We start from the raw sequence: 26,852 nt of genomic DNA on the forward strand, positions 1-26,852 counted from the left end.
CGCTCCTACCATGACAGCATGAGCAAAAGCGTAGGCGCTGGGTATGCGCACCTGTTGACGGTCCCTAATCCTCGGCATGTGGCCAGCCTGGTCGACTACTTCACACGAGGATCCAAGCCACGGTCCCAGTGGCGTTTCGGTATTGAGATCGAGCATCTGCCGGTCCGTAACGATGGGTCCGATGCCCCGGTTCCCTATGAGGGGGAGCGGGGTATCGAGGCCCTGCTGTCGGCCTTGGAGCCCTGCTACGACGGCGATAAGGAATACCGGGAGGACGGTCACCTGGTCGGGCTGAGTAGACCGGGCTGCGTGGTCTCTCTGGAGCCCGGGAGCCAGGTGGAGTGCTCCTTAGGCGTGGTCCGGGACAGCCGAGAATTCGAGGATCTCTACCGTCGCTTCCGTGCCGAGGTCGATCCCATTGCTGAGCGTCTGGGGTTCCGGCTGGTTGAGTACGGGTACCGTCCGGCCGGGTCCTACGCGGATGTGGGCGTCAATCCCAAGGAACGCTATGCGGTCATGAACACCTACCTGGGTCGCATTGGCCAGTGCGGTCCCATGATGATGCGCAGCACCGCCTCCACCCAAATCAGCATCGACTACCAGGACGAGGACGATGCCATCGCCAAGATCCGTCTGGGCACGGCCATCGGGCCCATTTTGGCCTACTTCTTCCGCAACACTCCAATTTTCGAGGGCAAGCCCAACCGCATGCCCCTGCGGCGCCAGCGCATCTGGGACTGGCTCGACACCCAGCGCACAGGTCTGATTCCTGGGCTGTTCGAAGACGGCTTCGGCTGGGAGGACTATGCCGTGGACATGCTCTCCACCCCGCTCATGGTGGCCGATGTCTCCCACACCCCGGAGGTGGAGGGGCCGCAGGGGCAACAGGTCTTCATAGCCTGGCATGAGAACGCCGGGGAGATCTATCCTGACCGCCGGCTCAACGATGCCGAGATAGCGCACATCCTGACCACGCACTTCAATGATGTCCGTCTGAAGAATTACATCGAGCTCAGGCACTGGGATTCCCTGCCCATGGAACGCGCCAGCCGACTTCTTGAGGTCGTCGGTGGCATCTTCTACGACTCGGATCGATTCGCCGGACTTGTCGGACTTTTGGACGGGGTGAGCGAGGAGGATGTGCTTGCAGCCAAGGCCGACCTGCAGGTTCGCGGCGGCCAGGCCAGCCCCTATGGTCGCTCCCTGGACTTCTGGCGGCAGGCGCTGGGTGCCGAGGACACCCTGGATGATCTGCCGGGCGATCCACGCCATCCCGATCTCTTCCAGTCCTGACGACTGTTTCGTTATGCGAACGGGCGGGTCCGGTTTCCTGAGGATGGTATAATCTGGTCACCAATGGGCCTTGATCCGTCATCAGCGGGGAGCCCTCGGAAGAACGGGATTGCTTGCGGCGGTCCTCAGTAGAACCGACGGGTGGGCCCGCACAGCCCAGATCAAGCGGTCCGGCGCGGGTCATTAGCCGGGCAAGCGAGGTGGTACCGCGGTGGGCCTCATGGGTCCCTCGTCCTCGACATGGCGACATGAACGACCAGCGAGGAGCGTGAACGGTGAATCAGACCACTGATACCTCAGATGTGACAAGTCGGGATGGCGAAGTCTATCCCAAGGCGGTGGTGGACCCGGCTCTGGCCAAGGTGAAGCCCAATCCCTCCTTCCCCCATATGGAGGAGTCCGTTCTGGACTACTGGGACCATGACGACACCTTCAACAAGTCGGTGGAGCGCCGCCCGTCCGGCGACCATGCCGACAACGAGTTCGTTTTCTTCGATGGCCCGCCCTTCGCCAACGGCCTGCCCCACTACGGGCACCTGCTGACCGGCTACGTCAAGGATGTCATTCCCCGCTACCAGACCATGAAGGGCCACAAGGTCAACCGTGTCTTCGGCTGGGACACCCACGGTCTGCCCGCCGAGCTGGAGGCCCAGCGCGAGCTCGGCATCGACAGCGTGGATCAGATCGAACAGATGGGCATCGAGAAGTTCAATGATGCCTGCCGCGCCTCGGTGCTCAAGTACACCAGCGAGTGGAAGGACTACGTCCACCGTCAGGCCCGCTGGGTGGACTTCGACCACGGCTACAAGACCCTGGATGTCTCCTACATGGAGTCGGTCATGTGGGCCTTCAAGACCCTCTACGAGAAGGGACTGGCCTACGAGGGGTACCGGGTGCTGCCCTACTGCTGGAAGGACCAGACACCGCTGTCCAACCACGAGCTGCGCATGGATGCCGACGTCTACCAGGACCGGCAGGACACCACCGTCTCCGTGGCCGTCAAGCTCAGGGACGAGGACGCTTATGCGGTCTTCTGGACCACCACCCCCTGGACCGTCCCCACCAACCTGGCTATCGTGGTCGGCGCCGACATCGAGTACTCGGAGGTCAGCCCGGTGTCCGGGCCCTTCGCCGGCAAGCGCTTCTATATCGCCACGGCCCGCCTGGGAGACTACGCCAAGCAGCTGGGGGAGGACTACCAGGTGGTCCGCACCCTCAAGGGGTCCCAGATGGAGGGCTGGCGGTACTGGCCGGTCTTCCCCTACTTCGCTGGAGAGCAGGCCGAATCAGAGGGCGGCACCCCCGGCCCCAATGCCTATACCATCTACACGGCCGACTACGTCGACACCGTGGAGGGCACCGGCCTGGTCCACCAGGCTCCCTATGGCGAGGATGATATGAACACCCTGAACGCCAAGGGGATCCGCAGCGTGGATGTCCTCGATGCCGGGGCCGTCTTCACCGAGCAGTGCCCTGACTACCAGGGCCTGCAGGCCTTCGACGCCAACATGCCCATCGTACGCAACCTGCGCGCAGGCGATGGCCCCCTGGCACAGATTCCAGCCGAGCATCGTGCCCTCCTCTTCCAGGAGAAGAGCTACGTCCACTCCTACCCCCACTGCTGGCGTTGTGGCACCCCGCTGATCTACAAGCCGGTCTCCAGCTGGTTCGTCTCCGTGACCAAGATCAAGGACCGACTGCTGGAACTCAACCAGCAGATCAACTGGATCCCCGGAAACGTCAAGGACGGCCAGTTCGGCAAGTGGCTGGCCAACGCCCGCGACTGGTCCATCTCCCGCAACAGGTTCTGGGGCTCGCCCATCCCGGTCTGGGTCTCGGACGATCCCAAGTACCCCCGGGTGGATGTCTACGGGTCCCTGGATGAGCTCAAGAAGGACTTCGGCCGTTACCCGACCGACGACAAGGGTCAGATCAACATGCATCGGCCCTGGATCGACCAACTGACCAGGACCAACCCGGACGACCCGACCGGCAAGTCCACCATGCACAGGATCACCGATGTGCTGGACTGCTGGTTCGAGTCGGGATCCATGCCCTTCGCCCAGTTCCACTATCCCTTCGAGAACAAGCAGTACTTCGAGGACAGGGATCCCTGTGATTTTGTGGTGGAGTACATCGGCCAGACCCGCGGCTGGTTCTACACCATGCACATCATGTCCACGGCCCTCTTCGACAGGCCGGCCTTCAAGAACGTGATCTGCCACGGCATCGTCCTGGGCTCCGACGGCCAGAAGATGAGCAAGCACCTGCGCAACTATCCGGATGTGAACGAGGTCTTCGACAAGTATGGGTCCGATGCCATGCGCTGGTTCCTGATGAGCTCTTCCATCCTGCGCGGCGGCAATCTGGTCGTCACCGCCGATGGCATCCGCGACACGGTCCGTCAGGTCATGCTGCCGGTCTGGAGCTCCTACTACTTCTACACGCTCTATGCCAACGCGGCCAACAAGGGCGCCGGCTACCAGGCCCAGGCGCTGACACCGGACCGTGTGGCCGACCTGCCGGAGATGGACCGCTTCCTGTTGGCACGGACCCGTCGGCTGATCCAGTCGGTGCAGAAGGCCCTGGACGACTTCGCCATCTCGGATGCCTGCGATGCGGTGACCGACTTCATCGACGTGCTGACCAACTGGTACATCCGCAACAATCGCGACCGCTTCTGGAGCGAGGACCACCAGGCCTTCGACACCCTCTATACGGTCCTGGAGGCCTTCTCCCGTGTTCTGGCCCCCTTGGCACCCATGGAGGCCGAGCAGATCTGGCGCGGTCTGACCGGCGGCGAGTCGGTCCATCTGGCCGACTGGCCCTTCCTGGCCGATGAGGCCACCGGGCAGGAGACCGAACTGGGACAGGTCCTGTGCGACGATCCTGCCCTGGTAGCCGCCATGGAGAAGGTCCGCGAGGTGGTTTCTGCCACCCTAGCTCTGCGCAAGGCCGAGCAGATTCGTGTCCGCCAGCCCCTGTCGCGGTTGACCGTGGTGGTTCGTGACCCCGATGCGGCCCGTCCCTACGTGGACGTGCTCAAGTCCGAGCTCAACATCAAGGATGTGGAGTTCTGCACCCTGGATCAGGCCGGCCAGCACGGCCTGCGAATCATCCACGATCTCAAGGTCAATGCCCGGGCTGCCGGACCCCGACTGGGCAAGCAGGTCCAGTTCGTCATCCGGGCCTCCAAGCAGGGCGACTGGTCCGAGCAGGATGGCCAAGTGGTCGTCACCACCCCCGACGGAGCGGTGGCCCTGGAACCCGGCGAATACGAGCTGGACAACCGGATCGAGCAGGAGGATGGCTCCCAGGCCGACCGGTCGGCCTCCGCGGCCCTGCCCACCGGCGGCTTCGTCATTCTCGACACCCAGCTGGACGACGATCTCCTGGCGGAGGGCTATGCCAGGGATCTGATCCGCCAGGTTCAGGATGCCCGGAAGACCGCTGGCCTGGACATCGCTGACCGGATTCGGCTGACCCTGACCCTGCCTGCCGAGGATGCCCCCAAGGCCCAGCAGTTCAATGACCTGATCGCCCATGAGACATTGGCCACCAGCCTGACCGTCAATGTCGGCGATGTGGATCAGCCGCAGGTCGGCCTGGTCAAGGCCTGACCCGTAGTCGCATAAAAGGGCTCCCATCCTGTATTGGACGGGAGCCCTTTTCATTCGATCTGTCTGGCTGGGAAGACCGATTGTGTCAAAATCGGCCCTGCTGCTGGCAACGAAGCTTGCAGATCAGCCCTTGACCTTGTCGCTGACCTGATCCAGGGTCTGCATATCCTGGTCGCTCAGTTCCAGATGGGCAGCAGCAAGCAGGGGCGGCAGCTGCTCAGGGGTGCGTGCGGAGGCGATGGGGGCCGCAATCCCAGGCCTGCGGTTGAGCCAGGCCAGGGCGACGGTGGCCAGTTCGACCCCGTGGGCCTTGGCGATGCCGTCCATGGCGGCGACCACGTCCAGCCCCTCCTGGGTAAAGAAGTCCTTGACCATGCCCTCGCGCTTCTTCCCCTTGAGGTCGTCCATGGTCCGGTACTTGCCCGTCAGGAAGCCCGAAGCCAGCGAGAAGTAGGGGAAGACCGCCAGATCCTCGTCCTCGGCGACCTGCATGAGGCCACCCTCATAGTCCTTGCGGTAGACCAGGTTGTACTGGGGCTCCAGGGCCACCGGCAGGGTCAGACCCTCCTTGCGTGCAATGCTGAACCACTCGCGGATCCGGTCCGGTGTGTAGTTGGACACTCCGATGGCCCGGACCTTGCCCTCCTTGACCAGCTTGTCGAAGGCTGTCGCAGTCTCCTCCAAGGGGGTGGAGCTGTCGTCGAAGTGCGCGTAGTAGAGGTCGATCACATCCAGGCCCAGTCTGAGCAGGGAGGCATCGGCGGCCGCCTCTATGTTCTTGGCCGAAAGACCGGGGTACTGGGGGTGCTGGCTGACCTTGGTGGCCACCAGGACCTTGTTGCGGTTGCCGTTCTTGGCCAGCCAGCGGCCCAGGACGATCTCGGACTCGCCGCCGGAGTGGCCGGGGGCCCAGGCCGAGTAGACGTCAGCTGTGTCGATCAGGTTGCCTCCGGCTTCCGTGTAGGCGTCCAGGACCCGATCAGACTCGGATTCGTCGCTCGTCCATCCGAAGGTGTTGCCGCCCATGACCAGGGGGAAGATATCGGCGTCAATGCCGCGTAGCTTTGCCATGTTCATCCTTTCAGTCTGAAGTCTTGTTACGCCGAGTCTATTACCGCTTTGTCGTCAGAGGGGATTAATCCAGTCGGGTTCATCATGTATAAAAGATGGAAAAGGCCGGAATGGTGCGGTTTGTCGGTCCGGCAACCAAGGGTTTTAAGCTCGAAGGAGAACGCTTATGAGTTTGGGCATTGTCATTCTGGTCGTCCTGCTGGTCATCTTCCTCCTGGGAATCTTCGTGGTGCCTCAGCAAAAGGCATATGTCATCGAGCGCTTCGGCAAGTACCAGCGGGTGGTCCTGGCGGGCATTCATGTCAAGATTCCCCTAGTGGACCGGGTGGCGACCAAAACCAACCTGCGGGTCAACCAGCTGAACGTCAAGCTGGAGACCAAGACCAAGGACAATGTCTTCGTCACGGTGGAGGTTTCTGCACAATTTCGTGTGGAGGCGGCCAACGTGGCTACGGCTTACTACGAGCTGGGCGACCCGGAGGGCCAGCTGCGCTCCTACATGGAGGACGCCCTCAGGTCGGCCATTCCGGCTCTGAGCCTGGATGACGCCTTCGCCCGCAAGGACGACATCGCCTCCGACGTGCAGAAGACCGTGGGCCAGGAGATGCAGCGCTTTGGTTTCTCGGTCATCAAGACCCTGGTCACCGCCATCGACCCCTCCACCCAGGTCAAGCAGGCCATGGACTCCATCAACGCTGCCCAGCGCGAGAAGGAGGCCACCAAGGAGCGTGCCGAGGCCCGTCGGATCGAAATCGAGACCCAGGCCAGGGCCGATGCGGAGAAGACCAGGATGCAGGGCGAGGGCCAGGCCAACTACCGGCGGGAGATCGCCAACGGCATTGTGGACCAGATCAACAGCCTGCGGGCCGTGGGCATGGATATCGACGCTGTCAACAATGTGGTGCTTTTCAACCAGTATCTTGATGTGATGCGTTCACTGGCCGAGTCCGGCAATGCCAAGACCCTGGTTCTACCTGCGTCGACCCCCGGCGGGTACAACGACCTCTTCAACCAGATGACCGCTGCATTGATGACCGCCCAGAGCAGCCAGGGGAGTCAGGATTCCCGAGACGGCCGTGGGGAGGCAGAGACTGAGAGCGGGGCCGAGGCACCGGTTCTCTAAGGTCTTATAGCTTATAGAAGGAGCCGAAGAAGGGACGCCCTTTACATGGTAGGCCCGGCGGGGGCGGATTTCAGCTTTCCAGGAAGTCGGCTATGGCCTCGGCGGCCCGATAGCCCTTGTCATACATGGCGTTGAGCCCCTTGAGCGACTTGCTCAGCGTGGTCAGTCCGCACAGGCTGTCCGGGGCCAGGATGAGTACCTGGCCCTCCTTTTCGGCCTGCTTGGCCAGGGCCACCTCGTCATTGTAGGTGTGGTAACGCTCCATCAGCCGCTCGCCGGCCGCCGGATAAGTTCTGGACAGGATCCGGGCCGGCAGGACGTCCTTCTTCTGCTCGCGCAGGATATCCCTCTGGCGTGTCAGGACCAGAACGATGCGTTCATAGCCCTCGTCCATGGCCTTGCGGACCGGAACTGGATCGGCGATGCCACCGTCCAGATAGGGCACGCCATCGATCATATAGGGCTTATTGGCTACTGGCACAGTGGACGAGGCCTTGAGGACGTCATAGTTGTCCTGGGCCAGGTCCGACTTGTCGAAGTAAGCGGTGGATCCGTCACTGGCCTTGCAGGCCACAATGGTGAACAGGGCAGGATTGGCCTTTAAAGCAGGGTAGTCCAGTGGGCATTCTCCATCGTGGGCCGACAGTTTGCCATAGACGTAGTCCAAGTCGACGAAGGTGTGCTTGGTCAGGAAGTTGCTTACACTCGCGTACTCCTTGCGGGAGGAATACACAGTGTAGAAGCGGTAGCAGCGCCTGAGCTGGCCCGACAGGAATGAAGCCAGATTGGCGCTGCCGGCCGAGACCCCGTAGCAGTGATCGAAGGTGATGCCCTGCTCCATGCAGCGGTCGAAGACGCCGGCGCCGAAGATGGACCTGTAGCCGCCGCCTACGTCGATGACGGCTGTTCTTTTGCGTGCCATGGGCACCTCGATTCCTGACAGATATTCGCGCTTGATGACAGCTTATGCGTGAACATTGGACAAGCTGTTCAGGGGCGGCAGGAGGCCAGCAACCGCTTGGACAGGTCCAGCATGGCCGGTGAGGAATCAGAGTTGGCGATCCTTACTCTGCCGGTGCCAGGGCCCGGGTTGAGGGCATCGGCTTGGGACAGCAGATCCTTCAGGTGGCGGGCCGTCCCAGGGTTGCCGTCGATCAGCGCCAGGTCTGGCGGGCAGATGCGGGCGATGGGCTGGCGGAAGAAGACGAAGTGGGTGCAGCCCAGGACCAGGGCATCCAGGGTCTGCAGATCATAGGGGTCCAGGTAACGATGCAGGGTGGCGTCGACCAGGGCCTGGTCATTCAGCCTGTCCGACTCCACAATGGTCACCAGGTCTGGGCAGGGCTGGGTCAGGATGGTGTGCCTGCCGGAGAACCGTGCCATCAGGCGCGCAAACTTGGTCTCTTTTAGAGTCAGCGGAGTGGCCGTGACCAGAACCCGCTGAGGCCGGCCTCCACCTCGTGTGCAGGCCAGTTTCAGCGCCGGCTCCATGCCGATGACAGGGACAGGGTAACGTCGGCGCATCTGCTCCACGCAGACGCTGGTGGCGGTGTTGCAGGCGATGACCATGGCCTTGACGCCCTGGTCCATGAACCGGTCGCCGATGACCTGGCAGCGTTGGGCGATCTGGGCCGGCTCCTTGGTGCCGTAGGGAGCGTAGGCGGAATCGCCGAAATAGAGGAGATTTTCTCGGGGCAGAAGGTTCTGGATGGCTGCGGTGACGCTCAGACCGCCCAGCCCGGAGTCGAAGATTCCGATTGGTGCATCTGATGCCATGTAATCCGCTCCTTTCGCAGCCGGAAAACCAGCCTAGCCTGTCGCCGAAGGGCCGTACTCTACAAGCATGAGTATTCCCCGGACTGTTTACAAAATGCAAGCCACCGGCAACGATTTCGTGGTCTATGCCGATCCCCGGGGGGATCTGGAACCTACGGCCGACCAGGTGCGATGGCTGTGTGACCGGCATTTCGGGGTCGGAGCCGACGGGGTCATTCGGCTGACCCATCCGGCTGATGTCAGCGACCTGAGCCGGGAACAGGTGGATGCCTGCGACCGTTTCGGCTGCCAGTGGTTCATGGATTACCGGAATGCGGACGGTTCCTTGGCCCAGATGTGCGGCAACGGGACGCGGGCAGTCACCCTCTTCGCTCAGAAGCAGGGGCTGACACCGACCATGGAGGGCTCCTCCTTCCTGCTGGGGACCCGGGCCGGGGTCAAGCGGATCGTCTCGCGCAGTCCTATGCAGTGCGAGGGCGAGCATGTGTTCAAGGTCAAGGTCGGATCCTGGCGGATGGGTCCAGTGGGGGACCAGCTGGTCGACGGCGGAGCCCTGTCAGGCTCGGCTCCCGGCACCCTGGTGGATATGGGCAATCCCCACGCAGTCGTTATGAACTCAGTCGCTGCCCAACCAGAGGCCGATGGGTTGCCCGAGACCATGACCGACCTGCTGGCCAGGACTGATCTGCCTGGCCTGGGTGATCTGGACCTGTCGGTCCCGCCGCGGGTCAGGCCTGGGCTGGACGAAGGGCAGAATGTGGAATTTCTGCGTCTGGATGCCCTGGATGCTGAGAATGGCAGCGGCCGGGCCACCATGAGGGTATATGAGCGTGGCGTCGGCGAGACTCTGTCCTGCGGGACCGGTCTGTGCGCCAGCGGTGTGCTGCTGCGGGCCCTGACCGGGATCGATCACTGGACCATTCAGGTGGGTGGAGGCCGTCTGCAGGTGGACGTGGACCCGCAGGATGTATGGCTGACAGGACCGGCCAGAATGGTGGCCCGTCTGACCTTGGAGAATGTTCCCGGCTGCTGATCAGCCGAAGAGGGCGGATCCTTCCACAGCCAGAACGATGGTTGCCAGGGCGACCAGCCAGATTAGGTCGACCATCAGGTCGAAGTGCCGCTGGTAATAGGTGTGTAGCCATCCTGGCCGCTTGCGAGGCAGCCCCTGCTGGATGACCGTGGCATGGCTGAAGGCCATGAATTGCAGGCTGGTCGCGAAGGTCATGACCAGGCACCAGGGGCAGAGGGCGTGGATGACGAAGAGCGACTGGGTGAACAGCCAGAGCGCATAGGCCAGGGCGGCAAGAGATGCCAGCCAGGTCCCTGCTGCCAGCAGTCTGGGCATCTTGATCCGGCACAGACCCACTACGGCCAGCGTCAGGAATACAGATTCTGCTATCAACCCCAGAAAGGCATTGGGGACCGGTAGGGTGCCCAGGCGGATCAGCTCGGCCTGGGGCGACTGGGCCACGGCTGAGCAGGAGACCACAGAGTTGATGTCACAGCTGAGCTGGCCCTGGGGGTGACGTGCCAGCTGAAGTGTTTCCGCTGACAGGACCAGGCTGGCATAGAGGGTTGCAAGTGAGGCCAGGGCGGCAATCAGATAGCTTGAAGTGGTTGAAGAGGTCGGTTCGCTCATGGGGTCCATCACCTCGGTGGTCGGGAGGGTTCTCTGAGACGGGAACGCGTTCACGAGTTTAGGATGGAGGCATGACGCATGAGGATACTGTCACGGCCTCCGGCTGGGACCTGCACTGCCACACCGTCTTCTCCGACGGCACCGTGACGCCGCGGGGGATGGTCGAGCAGGCGCAACAGCTGGGCCTGGAAGGTCTGGCCATCACCGACCACGACACCAATGCGGGCTGGGATGAGGCCCGTCAGGCGGCCCAGGACCTGGGAATGCCTCTGCTGCCGGGTACCGAAATCACTGCGCAGGATGGCCGTGTCTCGGTTCACATGCTGGCCTATCTTTACAATCCCAAGGATTCGGTCATCACCGGACTCTTCGCCAAGACCAGGGAGGCCAGGCTGACCAGAACCAGGACCATGGTCGAGCGGATATCCCGGGATTATCCGATCACCTGGCAGGATGTGCTGGACCAGGTCAAGGAGGGGTCGAAGACCACGGTGGGTCGTCCGCATATCGCCGATGCCCTGGTCAAGGCCGGTGTCTATGCCGACCGGAGCCAGGCCTTTGCCGGGGTCTGTTCCTCCGGAAGCGCTTACTACCTGCCTACGCCATCGCCGACCACCCATCAGGTGCTTGCAGCGGTCAACCATGCGGGCGGATTCCTGGTCATCGCTCACCCCGGTGCGGTCAACCGTAATCCCGTCCTGCTCTCCGATCAGCAGATCGCCGCGCTGGCCAGGGAGGGGCTGGGCGGTCTGGAGGTCTGGCACCGGGATAATCCGCCTGAGCAACGCCGACGGCTCCTGGCCCTGGCCCAGCGCTGGGGGCTGCTGGTGACCGGAGGATCGGACTGGCACGGCCAAGGCAAACCCAATCGGATGGGGGAGAACAGCACCACTGACGAGGTGGTGGCGCGAATAGTGGATAGGTCTCGGGGGAGCCGTCCGGTCGCTTGGAGGGGTTAGCGGATACGAATCGGGGGCGGTCGGACTACAAGGACCCGGCCGCCCCCATCAGGCAATCACAACCTCAGTCGGAGGAACCTCCCAGAACACCGAAGCCCACAGGATGGGTGGTGTCGGAACCGACCACTGCGTAGCCCAAGGACTCCTTGGGAACGATGATGTGCCGACCCTTGTCGTCCACCAAATCGATGGGTCCGCCCTCGTTCAGGGCCTGGGCGATGTGGGCAGCCACCTCGTCCGCCTTGGCATTGGTGCTGAAGTTGACCGTGCGGGCCACGTTCTTGATGCCGAATTCGATATCCATTGCTACCTCCAAGGTTGTTCTCCGTCGCCCAGACCTGCCGGTCCACGGATCTTCCGGTCTCATTATTCGCTGACCCGGATGATTACGCTCTAAGCGTCCCCGTGGGGCTCCTCCGGGGAAGAGCCGGTTTCCGGCGGCGATGCCGATGTCTGTCCGTCTGTGGTGAGCGTGGGGGTCTGCTCGGGCAGGGGCTTTCTGGGAAGGACGATGGTCTCTGCCTGATCGTTTGCAAGAGACTGGGCGGACGAGGCATCGTGCGGTTGGGAAGCTGCCGAAGGCTGTTCGTCTCCGGACGTGTCTGCGGACGAGCTGCTTACTGCAGCCTTCGGGTCCGCTTCGCCATCCGCATCCTCGTCGCCGGTGACTGGGTTGCCTATGCCGCGGAAGTGATCGCTCAGGCCTGATTCCTCCTCCTTGGGAATAGGAGCAACGGCTGGTGGCTTGGATTTATTCCTGGCATCGGAGTGGTCCATGGCGGTCTGGGCCAGAGCCAGGTCAGCCATTTCCACCCTGTTGATGGCGATGGTGGCCGAACTTTCATCCGATGCTTCTGCCGAGTCGGGGTCCGGCTTCGGCGTTGGATTCTCCTGTACCTTGGCGGCAGAGGGGTCTTCAGCATTATCGTCGCCCAACAGGGTGCCCACGGTGATGGTGGAGGGTGCGCCAGCGGGTGACGGACTTGGCGTCTTCTGCTGCCGACGGGTTCGCTGGTCCTGCTCATGGTCGCCCAGCTGCTGGGCCAGGCGCTCAACCTGGGCCTTGAATTGGATGATCCGTTCGTTGTCTGCATGATCCAAGGCGGTGATGAAGTCGCCCACCTGCTCCATCTGCAGCCAGAGATTGGCCCGGAGCATGATCAGGTCGTCCAGCCGGGCCCCCATCATCCTGCCGTAGGCTGCAATGACTGCGTTGCGGCGTGACCCGTCAAGCTTGGCGAAGATCCAGGCCAGGTCACGGGCAGGATCGTTGATCTGCATGTCCTGCCAGCCGTAGACCCCGCTCAGTCCGGAGCCTGCATAGAGCAGATCGCCGTCGGAGAAGCCCCCATGCACAGTGCAGGTGTCGAAGGACCAGAGTCCGTCGGTTGCCACGATGGAAGCCCAGGAATCGGTGATTTCCTTGGGCACATGGCCGTCCATGCGCAGCCGCTTGATCCATCCGCGCAGTTGTGCCGCGATTTGGGCGGTGGAGAAGGCCGGATAGCCGTGGGTTTTCAGAAAATCAGGGCGCACCCGGTGGATGGCGCCGATGGCTGTGCCTGCAGCCGTGCATTCGTTCAGGGTCAGCAGATGGAGGGGACGGATTCGGCCTGGGCAGTGGGTCATGACGGCAACAGCTGTGGTGCCGGTCGGGCTGTCGGCCTTCTCGCCTGGCTGGTAGGCCAGGATGCGCTCGACCTGGAAGCCCATGGCTGCCATCTCCTTGGCATCGGCCAGGGCCTGGGCCGCCTTGACTCGAGCGGCCAACCGACGTTTGCCGGCCTCCGAGCTGGTGGCCCAGACGTCGTAGACGTTGCCGGTCGCGTCCTGGACCACCGCACAGTCCACGCCCTGTGCACGGTCCAGGCTGCTGAGCTGGTCGCAATCCCGCGCGCCGGTCACGGGCACCTCGGGCATGGCGGCCGACGCCAGGGCGGCCAGGGTCAGCTTCGTTCGTTCAGTCACATTCTCAAGGATAATACAAGGACTGTTGTGGATACGGTTGTCCACTTGACCACATGGGCACGCCGCCGCCGGTTCGGGTACCGGCCTTTGACACAATGGGGGTGTGCATGAGGATGAGGAACGATTGCTGGAGGGACTGGATCCCGCCCAGCGGCAGGCGGCTACCGTGCTTGACGGGCCTGTGCGCATTATCGCAGGGGCCGGGGCTGGCAAGACCAGGACCATCACCCGGCGGATGGCCTATGCCTGCGCATGCGGTAGCTGGGAGCCCTCCAAAACCCTGGCGGTGACCTTTTCGGTTCGTGCCGCGGCTGAGATGCGTGATCGACTGACCAAGCTTGGCGTGTCGGCCTCCCTGCAGGCGGCGACCTTCCATTCGGCCGCCCTGCACCAGCTCAGGCGGGTCTGGCCCCAGGTCAGCGAGACCTACCCTCCCGATTTGATCGAGGATGTGGGTCCCCTGGTGTCTTCTGCCTATCAGCGGGTCTGCGGGCAGGAGGCCGACCCGGGCCAGGTCAGGGACCTGACTGCGGAGATCAACTGGGCCAAGGTGGGGCTGATTGCCCCCCAGGACTACGTTCGGGTCTGTGCAGCCAGTCACCGTCTGCCGCCGGCAGGTCTGGAGGCAGATCGGATGGCCGATCTGTACACGGTCTTCGAGAGTTCCAAGGCCGCCCATAATCAGATGGACTTCAACGATATTCTCCTGCTGGTCTGTCACATATTGGAAGAAGACGGTCAGGCTGCTGCAGATATTCGAGACCGAATCGGCTGGCTGACGGTGGACGAGTACCAGGATGTCTCGCCCCTGCAGCACCGGCTGCTCAAGCTTTGGCTCAACGGCAGGCAGAACATCTGCGTGGTGGGGGACCCGGCCCAGACCATCTACTCCTTCGCGGGGGCCACCTCCTATTACTTGCTGAACTTCCCCCAGGAATTCCCTGGCATCAAGGCCGATCTGGACCTGTCCACCGACTACCGGTCCACAGAAAGGGTGGTCCGATACGCCAACGGCATTCTGGCGCGCTCGCCGGTGCGTGACGACTATCTGAAGCTGACCTCGGCCCGTCAGGAGGGTAGCAGGGTCGCGATGACCCGTTATGAGGACGATGCTGATGAGGCTGGGGCCGTGGCCTCCCGTATATCCTCCATGATCCGGAAGGGGGCCCGGCCCGGCCAGTTTGCAATACTGACTCGGATCAACGCCCAGCAGACCCTGATCTGCCGTGCCCTACACGAACATGGAATCGGCTACCGGGTGCGCACCGAGTCAGGCTGGCAGAACCAGTCGGTCAATCTGAGCAAGCAGGAGGTGCTGGAACAGCTGGAGGGAGGCATAGGCCAGGGGAGGGTCACGGTCTCTACCATTCACGCCGCCAAGGGATTGGAGTTCGCCCATGTCTTCATCGTGGGCTGTGCCGAGGGGTTGATTCCCTTTGGTTCACCGCCGGAGGGGGATGCCCTGGAAGAGGAACGTCGTCTCATGTACGTAGGGGTGACCCGTGCCGAGGACACTCTGCACCTTTCCTACGCGGAGCATAAGGACGGCAGCGCCTTCGTCCGACGCGCCCCCAGCCGGTTCATTCACCGCTGAGCACTATCGCCTGGGCCCTCGGAACATGGGGGAGCCGCTGTTCAGGCGTGGTCGTTGTCCGAGTGGTCGTTGTCCGAGTCGTCTCTGTCCGAGTCGTCCTGGTCCGGGTGGCCATCATCGAAATTCTTGGAATCTTTGCCGGCGCTCTTCTGGCTGCCAGGAGCCTCATGGTCTGGATGCCCCTGGTCATTGGAAGCGTCGGAGTCTGCCGGGGTGATCGGGTTGGCAGAGGAATCCTTCTCCTCGGCATTCAGCAGTTTGTCCAGCTCGGCATCCCAATCCACTGAGGTGGCGGGAGTGTCGGCCTTCTGCTCGGATTGCCCGTCCGCAGAGGTCGATGTTCCGGCTTGGTCGGCATCCTCCTTGACAGGCAGGGAGGGCAGCAGATCAGGATGGGACCAGTGATCGTCGCGGCCCTGTACACCCTCGTCAGCGGTGATGCGCTCCCAGAGATCAGCGGCCTCTCGCAACCTCTTGGGATGAAGATGCAGTCCCAGCAGGGACTCGAAGGTCTGCTCGGCCGGCCCTCCCACGGCGCGCTCGCGTCGGGTCATCTCCCGCAGCTGCTCCAGGTGGGGCAGGTGGGCCATGCCAGCGTTCCATACCACGCAATCCACCCAGCCGTCGACCAGGGCCAGCAGGTCGCCAAGGCTGTGCAGGGCCTCCTTCTGCTCAGGGGTGTCTTCGATGCCGACATTGCTGAGGTTGATGGCGCCGGCGATGGATTCGGGGTTGATTTGCTCAGCATCGCGCAGCTGGTCCTCCACAGCGTCCAGGTCGATGGAGACTCCCCGGGCGTATTTGCCGATCAGGGCCTCGAAGCGCGGCATCAACCAGGGGACGGCGGCGTAGAGCCGGGCGTGGGCGGCCTCCTTGAGGGCCATGTAGCGGGTGACCTCGTCCAGATCCAGTTCAAGGGATTTGGTGTAGGTCTTGATGTTCTGCGGAATGAGGGCGCCGGCGGGGTTCTTCAGCAGCGGGATTCCCTGGTCGAATCCTCCTCGGACCTCCTTGGCCAGCTCACCGGCGGCCTGCCCCAGCTGCATGGCGAAAGAGGTGTTCCCCAGCAGCTTCATCAGCGTGGTGGGATCCTTGAGGTTGTCGGGCAGGGGGATGGGCACAGGTCCGGCAAACATCCCGGAAATCTCGCCCTGGTCGAAGCCTTGGAAACGCTGGCTTATGACGGAGGTCAGGGCCTCGCTGACCGCCTGGGCCACCGGGGAGGCGAACTTTACCCAGGCGTCTATGCTGCCCTCGATCCATCCGGCACGGGTCAGGGCTTGCGTTTGGCCCGGGGCGGGGTCGAAGGCGCAGACGGTATCCAGCCAGAGATTGGCTTCGCTCATGACTCGGGCCACCCTGTCGCTGTCTTCGGCTGTGACTGTGGTATCGGACTGGTCGGCCCTGGTGCGTCCCAAGGCGATGTTCTTGGCCAGTGCAACGTTGATGGGACCCTGGTCAGCTTGGGCCTGCATATCGGCCGGGGTGTTCAGCCCTCCAGCAGTGAAGGCCTGGATCAGGGCCTGAACCTCGGCGGGTTTGGGCAGTTGATCGGCTCCCTGGGCCGCCATCTGGGAGCGGATGGACTCAGGTAGCTGTGAGAACTGACTCCAGGCCAGCTCGCCCTGCACCGGGCCGAAGCACTCGATGAGCCATTGGTGGATTGCATTCTCGTCCATTGCTTTGATTCCAGTCCTCGCCAAGGCAGGCCGTCCGCCCTCAAGGTTGACGTCTGCCGGGATTATCGTCTTCATCAACCATAATATTGGAGCTATGACACTTCCGCACGGGAAATCGGATCACTGCGCCACAGGCGCACCCGAAAGGCAAGCCGGGACGCTTGGCGGACCCACCCGCAAAATGCTGGTCGGCGGTCTTCTGGTCATTCTGGCCATCTTGGTGCTCTTCCTCCCATCGCCCTATACCATCGAGACGCCCGGTCCCACCCAGGATGTGTTGGGAAGTTCAAAGGACTCACCTGTCATCAAGGTGAAGGGCGGCCAGGTTCACCATGACAAGGGTCGTCTACTGATGACTACAGTCAATGCCCGCGGAATCCCCGGCTACCCGGCCTCTAACCTTGATGCCCTGGTGGGCTGGGCCGATCCTCACGCCACGGTGCTTCCCCAGGAGGCCGTGGTCCCTCCCGGACAGAGCGTTGAGGAGTATAAGCGCCAGGAGCAGGGCGATATGCACGGCTCCCAGAAGGCCGCATCGGCCCAGGCTCTGGCCTTTCTCAAGGCCCGAGGATATGACGTGTCAGGCCTGCAATTCAGCATGAGGGTGGCCGACATCGGCGGTCCCTCGGCCGGACTCATGTACACCCTGGGGGCCATCGACAAGATCACCCCGGAGCAGGAGACCGGCGGTCTGACCATCGCTGGAACCGGCACCATGGATCAGAAGGGACGGGTCGGGGCCATCGGCGGTATCCAGCTGAAGATGCTGGGTGCCAGGCGGGACGGCGCCACCTGGTTCCTGGCCCCGGCGGCCAACTGCTCACAGGTGGCAGGTCATGTGCCCAAAGGGCTGCGCGACGTGCGGGTGTCCACCTTGGACGATGCCTACAAGGCCCTGGTGGCCATCGGCCATGGCCAGGGGGAGGGGCTGCCCCACTGCACGGCCGCCAAGGCCAAATAAGACAAGGCCGGTCCAATTGGTGAATTCCGGCAGTCTTGTTATGCTGAAGCCGTGGCTGAGACTACAACCTATACAGCGGAAGAGTTCGGTTTTCATCCCGGAGATATCGTTCAGGAATGGATGTGGGACGACGATGTCGACGACGGGATCCGGACCAGGATTGAGGATCTGACCGGCGAAGAGCTGGTGGACGAGGACTATGACGCAGCCGTGGATGGAGTCATCATCTGGTGGCGGGACGGGGATGCCGAGGACGATCTGGCGGATACCATCATGGATGCCTCGGCCATGGTCAACAAGGGAGCGCCTTTCTGGGTGCTGACCCCCAAGCCCGGCAGACCTGGGGCTTCGGCGCCAGGGGTCGTCTCCAATGCGGCCAAGACCGCCGGCATGAACGCCCTGATGCCCACCACCGTCAGCAAGGATTGGAACGCCACCCAGCTGCGGGCTTTCGGCAAGGGCAAGTAAGACTTCTGGCTGCATAAGCGCCAATGAACGAGGTGGTGGGCATCAGGATCAACCAATGCCCACCACCTCGTTGTCATTCAGGAGGAATTCCCGGAGGAATCCGCACGACGAGCGGCCCTTTACTGTTCGCTCTTCTCAGCAATTGCAGGAGCCACCGTCGTGGCCTTGTTCTGGTATTCGGCCAGCAGAGTGCGCGAGCGGATGTCGCAGAGGTTGGCCACCAGGGCCATGATCAGGATGACCAGGCCTACCACGAAGATCCAATGCAGGCCGTCGAAGACGATGGTGCGGGCCGGACCCAGCAGGCGTGAGGGGATGCTCCCTGCCGTGGCCGGGTTGATCATGCTGTTCATCATGTCCTCGGTCAGTCCCTTATACCGGGGTACCTCGCGGGCGATGACCGTGTTCATGACGATGCCGAAGATGGAGACCATCAGCGTTTGTCCCAGGGAGCGGGCCAGGGTGTTGAAGCTGGTCGAGGCACCCACGTCGCCTGAGGGCACCACGCTCTGGGCGGTGATGGTCGAGGTGGTGATGGTCAGGCCGAAGCCGAAGCCGACCACGGCCGAGATGACCAGGAAGACCCAGTAGGCGGTGGCCTGGGGGACGGCTATGTAGCAGACGCAGGCCGTCAGGATGAAGGCCAGGCCGATGTTGGTGGCCCGGTGTGGCGGGTGGTGCATGGTCAGTGGTCCGGCCAGGTAGGCGCCCAGGAGCCAAAGAATGGAGGAGGGGGTGACCACAAAGCCGCCCAGGGAGGGATTCATCCCCAGCACAGACTGCATCCAGATGGGCATGTAGGTGTCGAAGCCCATGAGGAATCCGGCCACCAGGAGCATACAAACGTTCTGAATGACAAAGGTCCTGATGCGGAAGAGCCGCAGGGGCAGGATGGGATCCTCCTGGCGGCCCTCCACATGAAGAAGCAGAGCAAAGGTGACCAGAGTGGCCGCAGCCAGAACCAAGGTGATCCGTGCATCGCCAGCCGATCCCAGGCTCTGCAGGCAGAGCATCAGGCAGATCAGGCAGACGCTGAGCAGTCCGATGCCCATGTAGTCGACGCGGGTTTCACGCGCCTGGATATGCTCGCTCAGGAAGATCTGGATCATGATGATGACCAGCAGGCCGATGGGCACGTTGATGGCGAAGACCCAGTGCCAGCTTATCTGCTGGACGATGAAGCCTCCCAGCAGGGGGGCGATGATGGAGGCGATGCCCCAGGCCGAGCCGTTCAGGCCAATCATGCCCGCCCGCTTGTCCAATGGATAGATATCGGCCAGGACCGTGTAGGTCAGCGGCTGGATGGCGCCTGCCCCCAGGCCCTGCAGAAAACGGGCGCCGATCAGCTGGGGCATGGACTGGGACAGGGCGCACAGGGTGGACCCGATCACGAAGACCAGCAGACCGATGGTCAGCAGCGGCTTGCGGCCGAAGCGGTCCGAAAGCTTGCCGTAGATGGGTGTGGTGACCGCCGTCATGAGCAGATAGATGGAGTAGACCCAGTTCATGATGGACAGCCCATGCAGGTCCCCGATGATGGTGGGCATGGCGGTGGAGACGATGGTCCCCTCGATGGCCGTCATGAAGGTGGCGATGAAGACCGCCACCGTCACCAGGGTGCGGTTGGTCTTCCTGCCACTGCCTGTATCGACTGTCTGTGACAATCCGAACCCCCTCTTATATGGTGTAAATGGTGTGTTTCTCTTCTTTTGCGGATCAGGCCCGCGAATTCCTAGTGGATTATAGCCGCACCGTGCGGCCTTGTCACCGTGTATTCTGCTAAGGTAGTGTGCTGGTCCCGTGGCTCAGTTGGTTAGAGCGCCACCTTTACACGGTGGATGTCCCCGGTTCGAGTCCGGGCGGGACCACAGGGGTTTTTAGGGGGCGTGCCCGAAGTCGCGTCTTAGCGCTCACGTAGAATCGATGCACGACGATCGTTGGCAAGAAAGGTCAGGAGGTCGATGCCTGATGTCAGCTAAGCCTGATGCCCGTGGAACCGAGGCGACCATCGCGCGCTCGGGCAAGCGCAAGTGGGGATATGACACCAAGCAGGTGGACGCCTTCCTGGAGCGGGCTCACTCGCTCTATGAGAGCCAGGACCCTGATCTGACCCAGGAGGAGATAGCCAACGCCTCCTTTGATCTGTGCAAGAACGGCTATATCATCACCCAGGTGGATGCTGCCCTTTCGCGGCTGGAGAGGGTGATTTCCGACAGGCAGACCAGCTTGGAGATAGCCCGGGTGGGCGTGGACGGTTGGACGACCAGAATGGTCAGTCTGCAATCAGAGCTGACCACTCATGCCGGCAGACCCTCAGGCAGTGTTTTCAAGCGCGGGGATCCCGGCATGCCCTCATACGACTGCAAGCAGGTGGAGCGGCTGATCGAGCAGGTCCTCAACAAGACTTCTGACCAGCTCAACCTGCAGGAGGGACGGAAGACCGACTCAGGCAAGTCAAAGAACACCGACATCACGGCTGACCGTGTCTCCAACGTCATCTTCACCCAGCGGCGGGGGAACAAGGGCTATGACGAGCGCCAGGTGGACTTCTTCCTGGCCAAGGCCGTCGAGCTTCTCGAGCAGTTGGAGTCCTTTGCCAGGGTCAGCGAGAGGGCCAGGAGAGCCAGAGCCAATGCAACGGCGCCTGCTGCTGTTCCTGCGCAATCGCAGTTGCCGGTGCAGGACTCTTCAGCTTCGGGCGTTCAGCCGCTGATCGGACAGAGCCAGACACCTGCCTGGAGTATCCCCAATGCTTCCGCTGCCGCGAACGACCAGGGCAGTCAGGACGATTTCGCTCAACTGCACCAGGCAGAGCGTGCTATCTTCGAGGCGCCGGTCGCCAGCACGCAGACGACGCCTACAGCACAGACAGCGCAGCCCAACAGCTCGCTGAGCGCTCTGGCTTCGGCGGTCAACCAGCGGCTGGCCCAGGAAGGCGCGGGGGCTGCCCCAGTGTCATCGACAGCAGCAACTCCAGCCTCTTCGTCAGCCAGGTCGGCCTCCTCAGCAGGCATGAGCGGCGGAGCCCCCGTTGCCTCTGCCAATTCCACCCCTGCCAATCCCCCTGTCTCCGGTCAGCAGGAATCAGTTATGCCCGCTTCCGTGCCGCCTGCGGCTGCACAGCCGGCCTCTGCGCCGACCAGCCACAATCCTGTGGCTCCCGCTGCAGCGTCAGCGGCACCTGCGTCGGTTGCGCAATCCGCGCCTTTCAACCCGGTGATGCCTTCTTCGCCTTCGCCTGCACCACAGACTCCTGAGCCGACGGCATTTCAGCCGACCCCTTCGGCACCCGTAGCCTCCACTCCGCCTACTTCGGCCGGGAATGCTTTCGTCCCTTCGGCGACAAGGGCTGACACTGACGGCTCGTCTACGCCAGGATCCACCTCAATCATCTCCTCGCCCTTCGTCGATGGTCCTCTGGGCGCAGGCGGACCCCTGGGCAACTATGAGGAACCAGCACCTGCAGCGCCTGAGGTCCAGGAGCGTCCTTGGGCTGAGACAGCCGGAACCAGCACGGATACGCCCGACTGGGCCAAGCCCAGGTATTCACAACAAAACACGCAGGGGAATAAGCAGGACCAGGACCCGGATTCCTACCTGGCTTCGCTGCTCAACCAGGATCTGCCCAAGATGGATCTGGACATCCCCGATATTTCTTTCCCGGCTTTCGGAGACGAGGGGGAGCAGGATAAAGGCAATCGATGAGTCATCAGACAACAATCAATACAGGTAGTGAAGATAGGCAGGGCGGTTTGTCAGTCGGGCGTGAGCGCACCTTGGCGGATTGGTCACCCAGGGAAGATGCAGACCAGTCTCGCAGTCTGGTCATCTTGGGATCCACGGGATCCATCGGCACCCAGGCTCTGGATCTGATCAGTCGTCATAGGGATCGGTTCCAGGTTACCGGGTTGGCCGCTGGCGGGGCGCATGTCGAGCTCCTGGCCCGTCAGGCCCGCGATTTTGACGTGACCCGTCTGGCTCTGGCCGACAAGGCGCAGGTTCCAGCCCTGCAGCAGGCTCTCAAGGCCCTGGGATTGACCGGCATTCAGGTAGAGGCAGGCATGGAGGCGGTTCAGGCGCTGGCTGGTTCCGGCAGCGATCTGGTCCTCAATGGCATCACCGGATCAGTCGGTCTGCGTCCATCCATTGCGGCCCTGCAGGCCGGATCCCAGCTGGCTCTGGCCAACAAGGAGTCCGTGGTGGCCGGCGGCCATCTGCTCTTTGATGCCGAGGTAAGGCCGGGGCAGATCAACCCGGTCGATTCCGAGCATTCGGCCATCTGGCAGTCCCTGCGTTCGGGGCAGCATGGAGAGGTGGCCCGTCTGGTGGTCACCGCCTCGGGAGGTCCCTTCCGGGGCTGGAGCCGCCAAGCCATGCGCGAGGTCACCCCTGAGCAGGCCCTGAACCATCCCACCTGGTCCATGGGTCCGGTGGTCACCATCAACTCCTCCACCATGGTCAACAAGGGTCTGGAGGTCATCGAGGCCAGCAGGCTCTTCAGGATCGAGCCCGAACGGATCACCGTGGTGGTCCACCCCCAGTCCGTGGTCCACTCCATGGTCCAGTTCCAGGATGGGGCCACCATAAGCCAGGCTTCGCCTCCTGACATGCGTCTGCCCATCGCCCTGGGCCTGTCGGCACCCGCCCGTCTTGACAATGTGGCTGCGGCCTGCGACTGGTCCAAGGCCAGCACCTGGACTTTCGAGCCCCTGGACGACGAGGCCTTCCCGGCGGTCAACCTGGCCAGGCGGGCTCTGGGCAGCTGCGAGCCCATGACTGCGGTCTTCAATGCCGCCAACGAGCAGGCGGTCAGGGCCTTCCTGGATCACCGGCTGCCCTACCTAAGCATCGTCGAAACCATCCGTTCGGTCATGGATGCCATGGAAACGCATCTTCCGGGAACATTCACATCCGTGGAGGTAATGGAGCAAGTCGAGCATGAGGCACGTCAAAGGGCTGATGCTTTGATAGACATGACAGCGTGAGTAGCATTCCCAAGACCGAACAGTCAACATCCTCCCAGGGGTTCCGCAAGACAGGCGAGCAGGCCATCAGCCAGACTCCGCTGCATCCTCGTCGCCGCTCCCGTCGGATCATGGTGGGGTCTGTGCCGGTCGGCGGGGGAGCCCCAATTTCGGTGCAGTCCATGACCAACACGGTCACCGCTGACATCAACGCCACCCTGCAGCAGATCGCCGAGCTGGCCGCCGCAGGCTGCGATATCGTGCGGGTGGCCGTGCCCAGCCAGGACGATGCCGACGCGCTTCCCATCATTGCGAAGAAGTCGCCCATCCCGGTCATCGCCGACATCCACTTCCAGAGCAAGTACGTCTTCCAGGCCATCGATGCCGGCTGTGCAGCCGTCAGGGTCAACCCGGGCAACATCCGCAAGTTCGACCAGGTCGGCCCCGAGATCTGCAAGGCGGCCACCGACGCGGGCATCTCCCTGCGCATCGGCGTCAACGCCGGCAGCCTGGACAAGGACATCTACGCCCGCTACGGCGGCCCCACCCCCGAGGCCCTGGTCGCCTCGGCCCTGAAAGAGGCCCATATGTTCGAGGACGTGGGCTTTCACGACTTCAAGATCTCCGTCAAGCACCACGATCCCGTCACCACGGTCCAGACCTATAGGCTCCTGGCCTCCAAGGGCGACTGGCCCCTGCACCTGGGCGTGACCGAGGCCGGGCCCTCCTGGCAGGGGACCATCAAGTCCTGCCTGGCCTTCGGCGCGCTCCTGGCCGAAGGCATCGGCGACACCATCAGGGTCTCCCTGTCCGCGCCGCCTGTGGAAGAGGTCAAGGTGGGCTGCAAGATTCTGGAATATCTGGGGTTGCGCCAGCGCCACTTCGACATCATCTCCTGCCCCTCCTGTGGCAGGGCCCAGGTGGACGTGATCGAGCTGGCCAAGGAGGTCACCGAGGGGCTCAAGGACATCACCGCCCCCATCCGGGTGGCTGTCATGGGCTGCATCGTCAACGGACCAGGCGAGGCCAGGGAGGCCGACCTGGGAGTGGCTTCGGGCAACGGCAAGGGTCAGATCATCATCAAGGGCAAGGTGGTGCAGACCGTGCCTGAGGACCAGATTGTCCCCACCCTGCTGGAACGGGCCAAGGAAATCGCTGCCCAGATGGATGCCAAGGCTGCGGCCGAGGGTGAAACCCTGCCGGAGGCAGGACCCATGGTGGTCCCGGTCACCGGCCGTGCCAGCTGAGGGCGTAAGCGCCATCCCCGCCACCGGCTACAATGACCGACGTGTCCCAAGAGGTTGAGCGTTCCCTCCCTGCAAGCGGGTGGAGCAGGGTCAGGCGGCTGATGACCAGCCTGCCCGTCTTCATCATCCTTATGGGTCTGCTGGCCTCTGTCTCCCACTTGACCGCCGTTCCCTGGAAATACGAACCGGTGGATCAGAATTTTCCCACCCTGACTCCGGACACCGCGGTCACCTTCGACTGGCCTGCCGGGGTTGACAGGGATACCGTGGGGCAGTACCAGGTCGAATCCCGTCACCAGGAACTGAGCGTGGAAAGGCCCGCCACTGGGGAGCACCAGCGTATCCGGATTCTGATCCGCACCCCCAAGGGGGCTTCAGGGAATCGGCCGGCAGTGGTCTTCATGCATGGCGCCGGATATGGCACCTGCGACAACTCCTTCGGGGACGTGGCCCGGACCCTGGCCTCTGCCGGTTTCGTCACCGCCGTGCTGGACAAGCCGGTCTGGTCCACCACGGATGCCGACCGGGACTATCCTGCTTCGGCCAAGGCCTACGAGCAGGTTGCCAACCTGCTGCGCGACCGGGATGATGTGGATGCATCCAAGGTAGGCATCTATGCCACCAGCGAGAGCACCTGGATCGCCGCCATGCTGCTGACCATGGACCACCGGATCGCCTTCCAGATCCTGCTGAGCCCCATGGTCTATTCCCCGCGGCACGCCATGGGCTTCTTCGTGGCACAGGACTTCGCCATCGCCGGGGCCAACCAGGGCTACCAGTCGGTGGTCCGTCGGCTCTTCAGCACCGATGCCTCCCTCTTGGGTCTGAACAATCTGGACATCGATCCCACCGACCGCTACACCTATGCCATTCCCACCCTGTTGGCCTACGGGGCCAAGGATGTGATGACCGCCCAGGTGGAGGGGGTGCAGCGCGTGCTGTCCCAGGCCCACGCCTCCGGCAACGAGAACGTCACGGTGCGTTCCTACCCGGTCTCCAACCATGTGCTGCGGCTGGGGGATGAGGCCCGGACCGGCACGCCCCTGGCCGACCACTACCAGCAGGACATGATCGACTGGGCGGTGGGTCAGGTCCACGGCCTGCATCAGACCAGCCCCAGCGTGGGCGGGGCCACCATCCACCAGTCCATAGCCGTGCCCACTGATCTGCGGGGGCGGCGCTCGCTGACCATCTATATGCTGGTCCTGCACCTGCTGACCCTGGTGCTTTTGCTGGCGGCCCTGGTCATGGCCCTGGTGGCCGGTCTGATGAAATTGTTCCGCCTGCGACGACGCAAGGAACCGGTCCTGGGCTTCAGCCATGGCTTCGGCGGCACCCTGGTCACCATCACCGGCACCACCCTGGCTACCCTGGTCCTTTTCGGAGCCGGTCTGGGTCAGGTCATCATGGCTGTGGTACGCCTGGGCTGGGGCGGTGTGCCCGATCAGGCCGGGGTCAGCTACTGGAGCTGGCCGGTCATCCAGGTGGTCTGCGCCCTGGTCATCTGGGCCTGGTCGCGCACCTTCGCCCGCATGGTCGAAGTCGCCTCCCTGAGGGGATTGGACCGGCTGCCCGACCAGGTGCGCACAAGCAAGGCCGGCGGCCCCAGTCTGCGCCAGCAGATGCGGAGCATGGATCCCAGGCCTGTGCTGGCCTCCACCCGTTTTGGCGTTGCCCTCTTCGTCGTCACCACCCTGGCCATGTTCGGGGTCCTGCTGATCTTCGCCTTCTGGGGCCTGTTCATCTACCAATGAAAGGACGGGACCGTCGTGGCCATCTATCGTGACGAGGGCCTGGTCCTCAGAACGGTCAAACTGGGCGAGGCCGACCGGATCGTCACCATTCTGACCAGGGGGCACGGCAAGGTCAGGGCCGTGGCCAAGGGGGTACGACGGACCAAGTCCCGCTTCGGCGCACGGCTGGAGCCATTCATGCGTGACGATCTGCTCATCTCCCGCGGCCGCAACCTGGACATCGTCTCCCAGGCCGTCTGCATAGCCGCCTATGCGGATGCCATATGCGCCGACTATGACCTTTACGCCAACGGGGGCGTCATGCTTGAGACAGCCGACAAGCTGGTGGTGGGTGAGCATGAGCCGGAGCAATACCGTCTGCTGGTCTCCGCCCTGGCCAGCCTGGCAGGTCACCGGCATGGACCCCGTGACATCGGCGCCTCCTACCTGCTGCGGTCTCTGGCGCTGGCGGGCTGGCGGCCCCGGTTGGATTCCTGCATCGTCTGCGGCCGGACCGACCAGCTGACCCACTTTTCAGTGCCCGGCGGCGGTGTGGTCTGCAGCCGGGATAGGCCCACCGACGCTGTGGCGGTGGATCCCGCCACACTGGCACGCTTTCGGGCGCTGAGCAGCGGGGACTGGTCCAAGTTGGACGGCAGGGATTCAACCCCCCTCTGCGATGGTCTTGTCGAGAAATGGGGCGAATATTACCTGGAGCGGCCCATCAGGTCCCTGCGGCTATTAGATTCTTGAA

At 63.0% G+C, this 26,852-nt stretch carries 21 protein-coding genes and 1 tRNA gene; 14 read left to right on the top strand and 8 right to left on the bottom strand.

Going from position 1 to position 26,852, the window contains the following annotated elements; all coding sequences use genetic code 11:
* Nucleotides 1-18: 18 nt before the first annotated feature.
* A complete protein-coding gene (locus tag GKC41_RS05495; protein ID WP_154313329.1) occupies nucleotides 19-1,293 on the top strand; it encodes a glutamate-cysteine ligase family protein in 1,275 nt (424 codons plus the stop codon).
* Nucleotides 1,294-1,568: 275 nt separating this feature from the next.
* Complete coding sequence (ileS, locus tag GKC41_RS05500; RefSeq protein WP_324612057.1) at nucleotides 1,569-4,913, top strand: mupirocin-resistant isoleucine--tRNA ligase; 3,345 nt, start codon at nucleotides 1,569-1,571, stop codon at nucleotides 4,911-4,913.
* A 123-nt stretch (nucleotides 4,914-5,036) separates the two neighbouring features.
* On the opposite strand, the gene GKC41_RS05505 is transcribed toward ileS, so the two are convergent.
* Nucleotides 5,037-5,984 carry an aldo/keto reductase gene (locus GKC41_RS05505; RefSeq protein ID WP_154313330.1) on the bottom strand — a complete coding sequence of 316 codons (948 nt, stop codon included), beginning with the start codon at nucleotides 5,982-5,984 and terminating at the stop codon, nucleotides 5,037-5,039.
* Between the two features lie 166 nt (nucleotides 5,985-6,150).
* On the opposite strand from GKC41_RS05505, the gene GKC41_RS05510 reads away from it, so the two are divergent.
* The gene (locus GKC41_RS05510) at nucleotides 6,151-7,107 is read left to right on the top strand and encodes an SPFH domain-containing protein (protein WP_229281662.1); all 957 of its coding nucleotides are present in this window, start codon (nucleotides 6,151-6,153) and stop codon (nucleotides 7,105-7,107) included.
* 70 nt (nucleotides 7,108-7,177) lie between these two features.
* Here GKC41_RS05510 and GKC41_RS05515 read toward each other — a convergent pair whose 3' ends face one another.
* Nucleotides 7,178-8,029, bottom strand: coding sequence for a patatin-like phospholipase family protein (locus GKC41_RS05515; protein ID WP_154313331.1), 852 nt, complete (start codon nucleotides 8,027-8,029; stop codon nucleotides 7,178-7,180).
* 68 nt (nucleotides 8,030-8,097) lie between these two features.
* On the bottom strand, nucleotides 8,098-8,883 hold the full coding sequence (gene murI, locus GKC41_RS05520; protein ID WP_154313332.1) for a glutamate racemase: 786 nt from the start codon (nucleotides 8,881-8,883) through the stop codon (nucleotides 8,098-8,100).
* Between the two features lie 67 nt (nucleotides 8,884-8,950).
* Here murI and dapF point away from each other — a divergent pair, with 67 nt between their 5' ends.
* Nucleotides 8,951-9,916, top strand: a complete 966-nt coding sequence (dapF, locus tag GKC41_RS05525; protein ID WP_154313333.1) for a diaminopimelate epimerase — start codon at nucleotides 8,951-8,953, stop codon at nucleotides 9,914-9,916.
* On the opposite strand, the gene GKC41_RS05530 is transcribed toward dapF, so the two are convergent.
* Nucleotides 9,917-10,525, bottom strand: coding sequence for a vitamin K epoxide reductase family protein (locus GKC41_RS05530; protein ID WP_154313334.1), 609 nt, complete (start codon nucleotides 10,523-10,525; stop codon nucleotides 9,917-9,919).
* Nucleotides 10,526-10,596: 71 nt separating this feature from the next.
* Here GKC41_RS05530 and GKC41_RS05535 point away from each other — a divergent pair, with 71 nt between their 5' ends.
* A complete protein-coding gene (locus GKC41_RS05535; protein ID WP_154313335.1) occupies nucleotides 10,597-11,484 on the top strand; it encodes a PHP domain-containing protein in 888 nt (295 codons plus the stop codon).
* Between the two features lie 64 nt (nucleotides 11,485-11,548).
* Here GKC41_RS05535 and GKC41_RS05540 read toward each other — a convergent pair whose 3' ends face one another.
* A complete protein-coding gene (locus tag GKC41_RS05540) occupies nucleotides 11,549-11,788 on the bottom strand; it encodes a DUF3107 domain-containing protein (RefSeq protein WP_024627268.1) in 240 nt (79 codons plus the stop codon).
* An 89-nt stretch (nucleotides 11,789-11,877) separates the two neighbouring features.
* Nucleotides 11,878-13,452 carry a phosphotransferase family protein gene (locus tag GKC41_RS05545; RefSeq protein WP_324612058.1) on the bottom strand — a complete coding sequence of 525 codons (1,575 nt, stop codon included), beginning with the start codon at nucleotides 13,450-13,452 and terminating at the stop codon, nucleotides 11,878-11,880.
* Nucleotides 13,453-13,555: 103 nt separating this feature from the next.
* On the opposite strand from GKC41_RS05545, the gene GKC41_RS05550 reads away from it, so the two are divergent.
* On the top strand, nucleotides 13,556-15,046 hold the full coding sequence (locus GKC41_RS05550; RefSeq protein ID WP_324612059.1) for an ATP-dependent helicase: 1,491 nt from the start codon (nucleotides 13,556-13,558) through the stop codon (nucleotides 15,044-15,046).
* Nucleotides 15,047-15,087: 41 nt separating this feature from the next.
* Here GKC41_RS05550 and GKC41_RS05555 read toward each other — a convergent pair whose 3' ends face one another.
* Complete coding sequence (locus tag GKC41_RS05555) at nucleotides 15,088-16,725, bottom strand: zinc-dependent metalloprotease (protein ID WP_154313336.1); 1,638 nt, start codon at nucleotides 16,723-16,725, stop codon at nucleotides 15,088-15,090.
* Between the two features lie 94 nt (nucleotides 16,726-16,819).
* Between GKC41_RS05555 and GKC41_RS05560 the strand changes: the two genes are divergently transcribed.
* Both GKC41_RS05560 and GKC41_RS05565 read left to right on the top strand, forming a co-directional pair.
* Nucleotides 16,820-17,686 carry a PDZ domain-containing protein gene (locus GKC41_RS05560; RefSeq protein WP_154313337.1) on the top strand — a complete coding sequence of 289 codons (867 nt, stop codon included), beginning with the start codon at nucleotides 16,820-16,822 and terminating at the stop codon, nucleotides 17,684-17,686.
* A 51-nt stretch (nucleotides 17,687-17,737) separates the two neighbouring features.
* Nucleotides 17,738-18,154 (top strand): DUF3052 domain-containing protein, encoded by a 417-nt coding sequence (locus tag GKC41_RS05565; protein ID WP_024627263.1) that lies wholly within the window; start codon nucleotides 17,738-17,740, stop codon nucleotides 18,152-18,154.
* Between the two features lie 119 nt (nucleotides 18,155-18,273).
* Here the strand turns inward: GKC41_RS05565 and GKC41_RS05570 are convergent, their stop codons facing one another.
* The gene (locus tag GKC41_RS05570) at nucleotides 18,274-19,818 is read right to left on the bottom strand and encodes an MDR family MFS transporter (RefSeq protein ID WP_154313338.1); all 1,545 of its coding nucleotides are present in this window, start codon (nucleotides 19,816-19,818) and stop codon (nucleotides 18,274-18,276) included.
* Between the two features lie 130 nt (nucleotides 19,819-19,948).
* On the opposite strand from GKC41_RS05570, the gene GKC41_RS05575 reads away from it, so the two are divergent.
* The 6 genes from GKC41_RS05575 (at nucleotide 19,949) to recO (ending at nucleotide 26,851) form a co-directional block, all read left to right on the top strand.
* Nucleotides 19,949-20,022: transfer RNA gene (locus GKC41_RS05575), tRNA-Val, on the top strand.
* A gap of 100 nt (nucleotides 20,023-20,122) precedes the next feature.
* Nucleotides 20,123-21,859: a DivIVA domain-containing protein gene (locus tag GKC41_RS05580; protein ID WP_195760184.1), complete on the top strand. Its 1,737-nt coding sequence runs from the start codon at nucleotides 20,123-20,125 to the stop codon at nucleotides 21,857-21,859.
* The gene (gene dxr, locus GKC41_RS05585) at nucleotides 21,856-23,139 is read left to right on the top strand and encodes a 1-deoxy-D-xylulose-5-phosphate reductoisomerase (RefSeq protein WP_229281663.1); all 1,284 of its coding nucleotides are present in this window, start codon (nucleotides 21,856-21,858) and stop codon (nucleotides 23,137-23,139) included. Before GKC41_RS05580 ends, dxr begins: the two co-directional genes overlap by 4 nt.
* Entirely contained in the window at nucleotides 23,136-24,365 is a 1,230-nt protein-coding gene (gene ispG, locus GKC41_RS05590) for a flavodoxin-dependent (E)-4-hydroxy-3-methylbut-2-enyl-diphosphate synthase (protein ID WP_198186904.1), read from the top strand. Before dxr ends, ispG begins: the two co-directional genes overlap by 4 nt.
* Nucleotides 24,366-24,466: 101 nt before the next feature.
* Nucleotides 24,467-26,119, top strand: a complete 1,653-nt coding sequence (locus tag GKC41_RS05595) for an alpha/beta hydrolase (RefSeq protein ID WP_154313424.1) — start codon at nucleotides 24,467-24,469, stop codon at nucleotides 26,117-26,119.
* Between the two features lie 15 nt (nucleotides 26,120-26,134).
* Complete coding sequence (gene recO, locus GKC41_RS05600; RefSeq protein ID WP_324612060.1) at nucleotides 26,135-26,851, top strand: DNA repair protein RecO; 717 nt, start codon at nucleotides 26,135-26,137, stop codon at nucleotides 26,849-26,851.
* Nucleotide 26,852: the final 1 nt, after the last annotated feature.

The organism is Bifidobacterium asteroides (assembly GCF_009683175.1).
Lineage (GTDB): Bacteria > Actinomycetota > Actinomycetes > Actinomycetales > Bifidobacteriaceae > Bombiscardovia > Bombiscardovia asteroides_H.

Coding starts and splice junctions, on each gene's coding strand:
- GKC41_RS05535 (WP_154313335.1), top strand. CDS start 10,597: ATGACGCATGAGGATACTGTCACGGCCTCCGGCTGGGACCTGCACTGC.
- GKC41_RS05560 (WP_154313337.1), top strand. CDS start 16,820: ATGACACTTCCGCACGGGAAATCGGATCACTGCGCCACAGGCGCACCC.
- GKC41_RS05580 (WP_195760184.1), top strand. CDS start 20,123: ATGTCAGCTAAGCCTGATGCCCGTGGAACCGAGGCGACCATCGCGCGC.
- dxr (WP_229281663.1), top strand. CDS start 21,856: ATGAGTCATCAGACAACAATCAATACAGGTAGTGAAGATAGGCAGGGC.
- GKC41_RS05505 (WP_154313330.1), bottom strand. CDS start 5,984: ATGGCAAAGCTACGCGGCATTGACGCCGATATCTTCCCCCTGGTCATG.
- GKC41_RS05515 (WP_154313331.1), bottom strand. CDS start 8,029: ATGGCACGCAAAAGAACAGCCGTCATCGACGTAGGCGGCGGCTACAGG.
- GKC41_RS05495 (WP_154313329.1), top strand. CDS start 19: ATGAGCAAAAGCGTAGGCGCTGGGTATGCGCACCTGTTGACGGTCCCT.
- GKC41_RS05555 (WP_154313336.1), bottom strand. CDS start 16,725: ATGGACGAGAATGCAATCCACCAATGGCTCATCGAGTGCTTCGGCCCG.
- GKC41_RS05530 (WP_154313334.1), bottom strand. CDS start 10,525: ATGAGCGAACCGACCTCTTCAACCACTTCAAGCTATCTGATTGCCGCC.
- dapF (WP_154313333.1), top strand. CDS start 8,951: ATGAGTATTCCCCGGACTGTTTACAAAATGCAAGCCACCGGCAACGAT.
- GKC41_RS05595 (WP_154313424.1), top strand. CDS start 24,467: ATGACCAGCCTGCCCGTCTTCATCATCCTTATGGGTCTGCTGGCCTCT.
- GKC41_RS05510 (WP_229281662.1), top strand. CDS start 6,151: ATGAGTTTGGGCATTGTCATTCTGGTCGTCCTGCTGGTCATCTTCCTC.
- GKC41_RS05540 (WP_024627268.1), bottom strand. CDS start 11,788: ATGGATATCGAATTCGGCATCAAGAACGTGGCCCGCACGGTCAACTTC.
- murI (WP_154313332.1), bottom strand. CDS start 8,883: ATGGCATCAGATGCACCAATCGGAATCTTCGACTCCGGGCTGGGCGGT.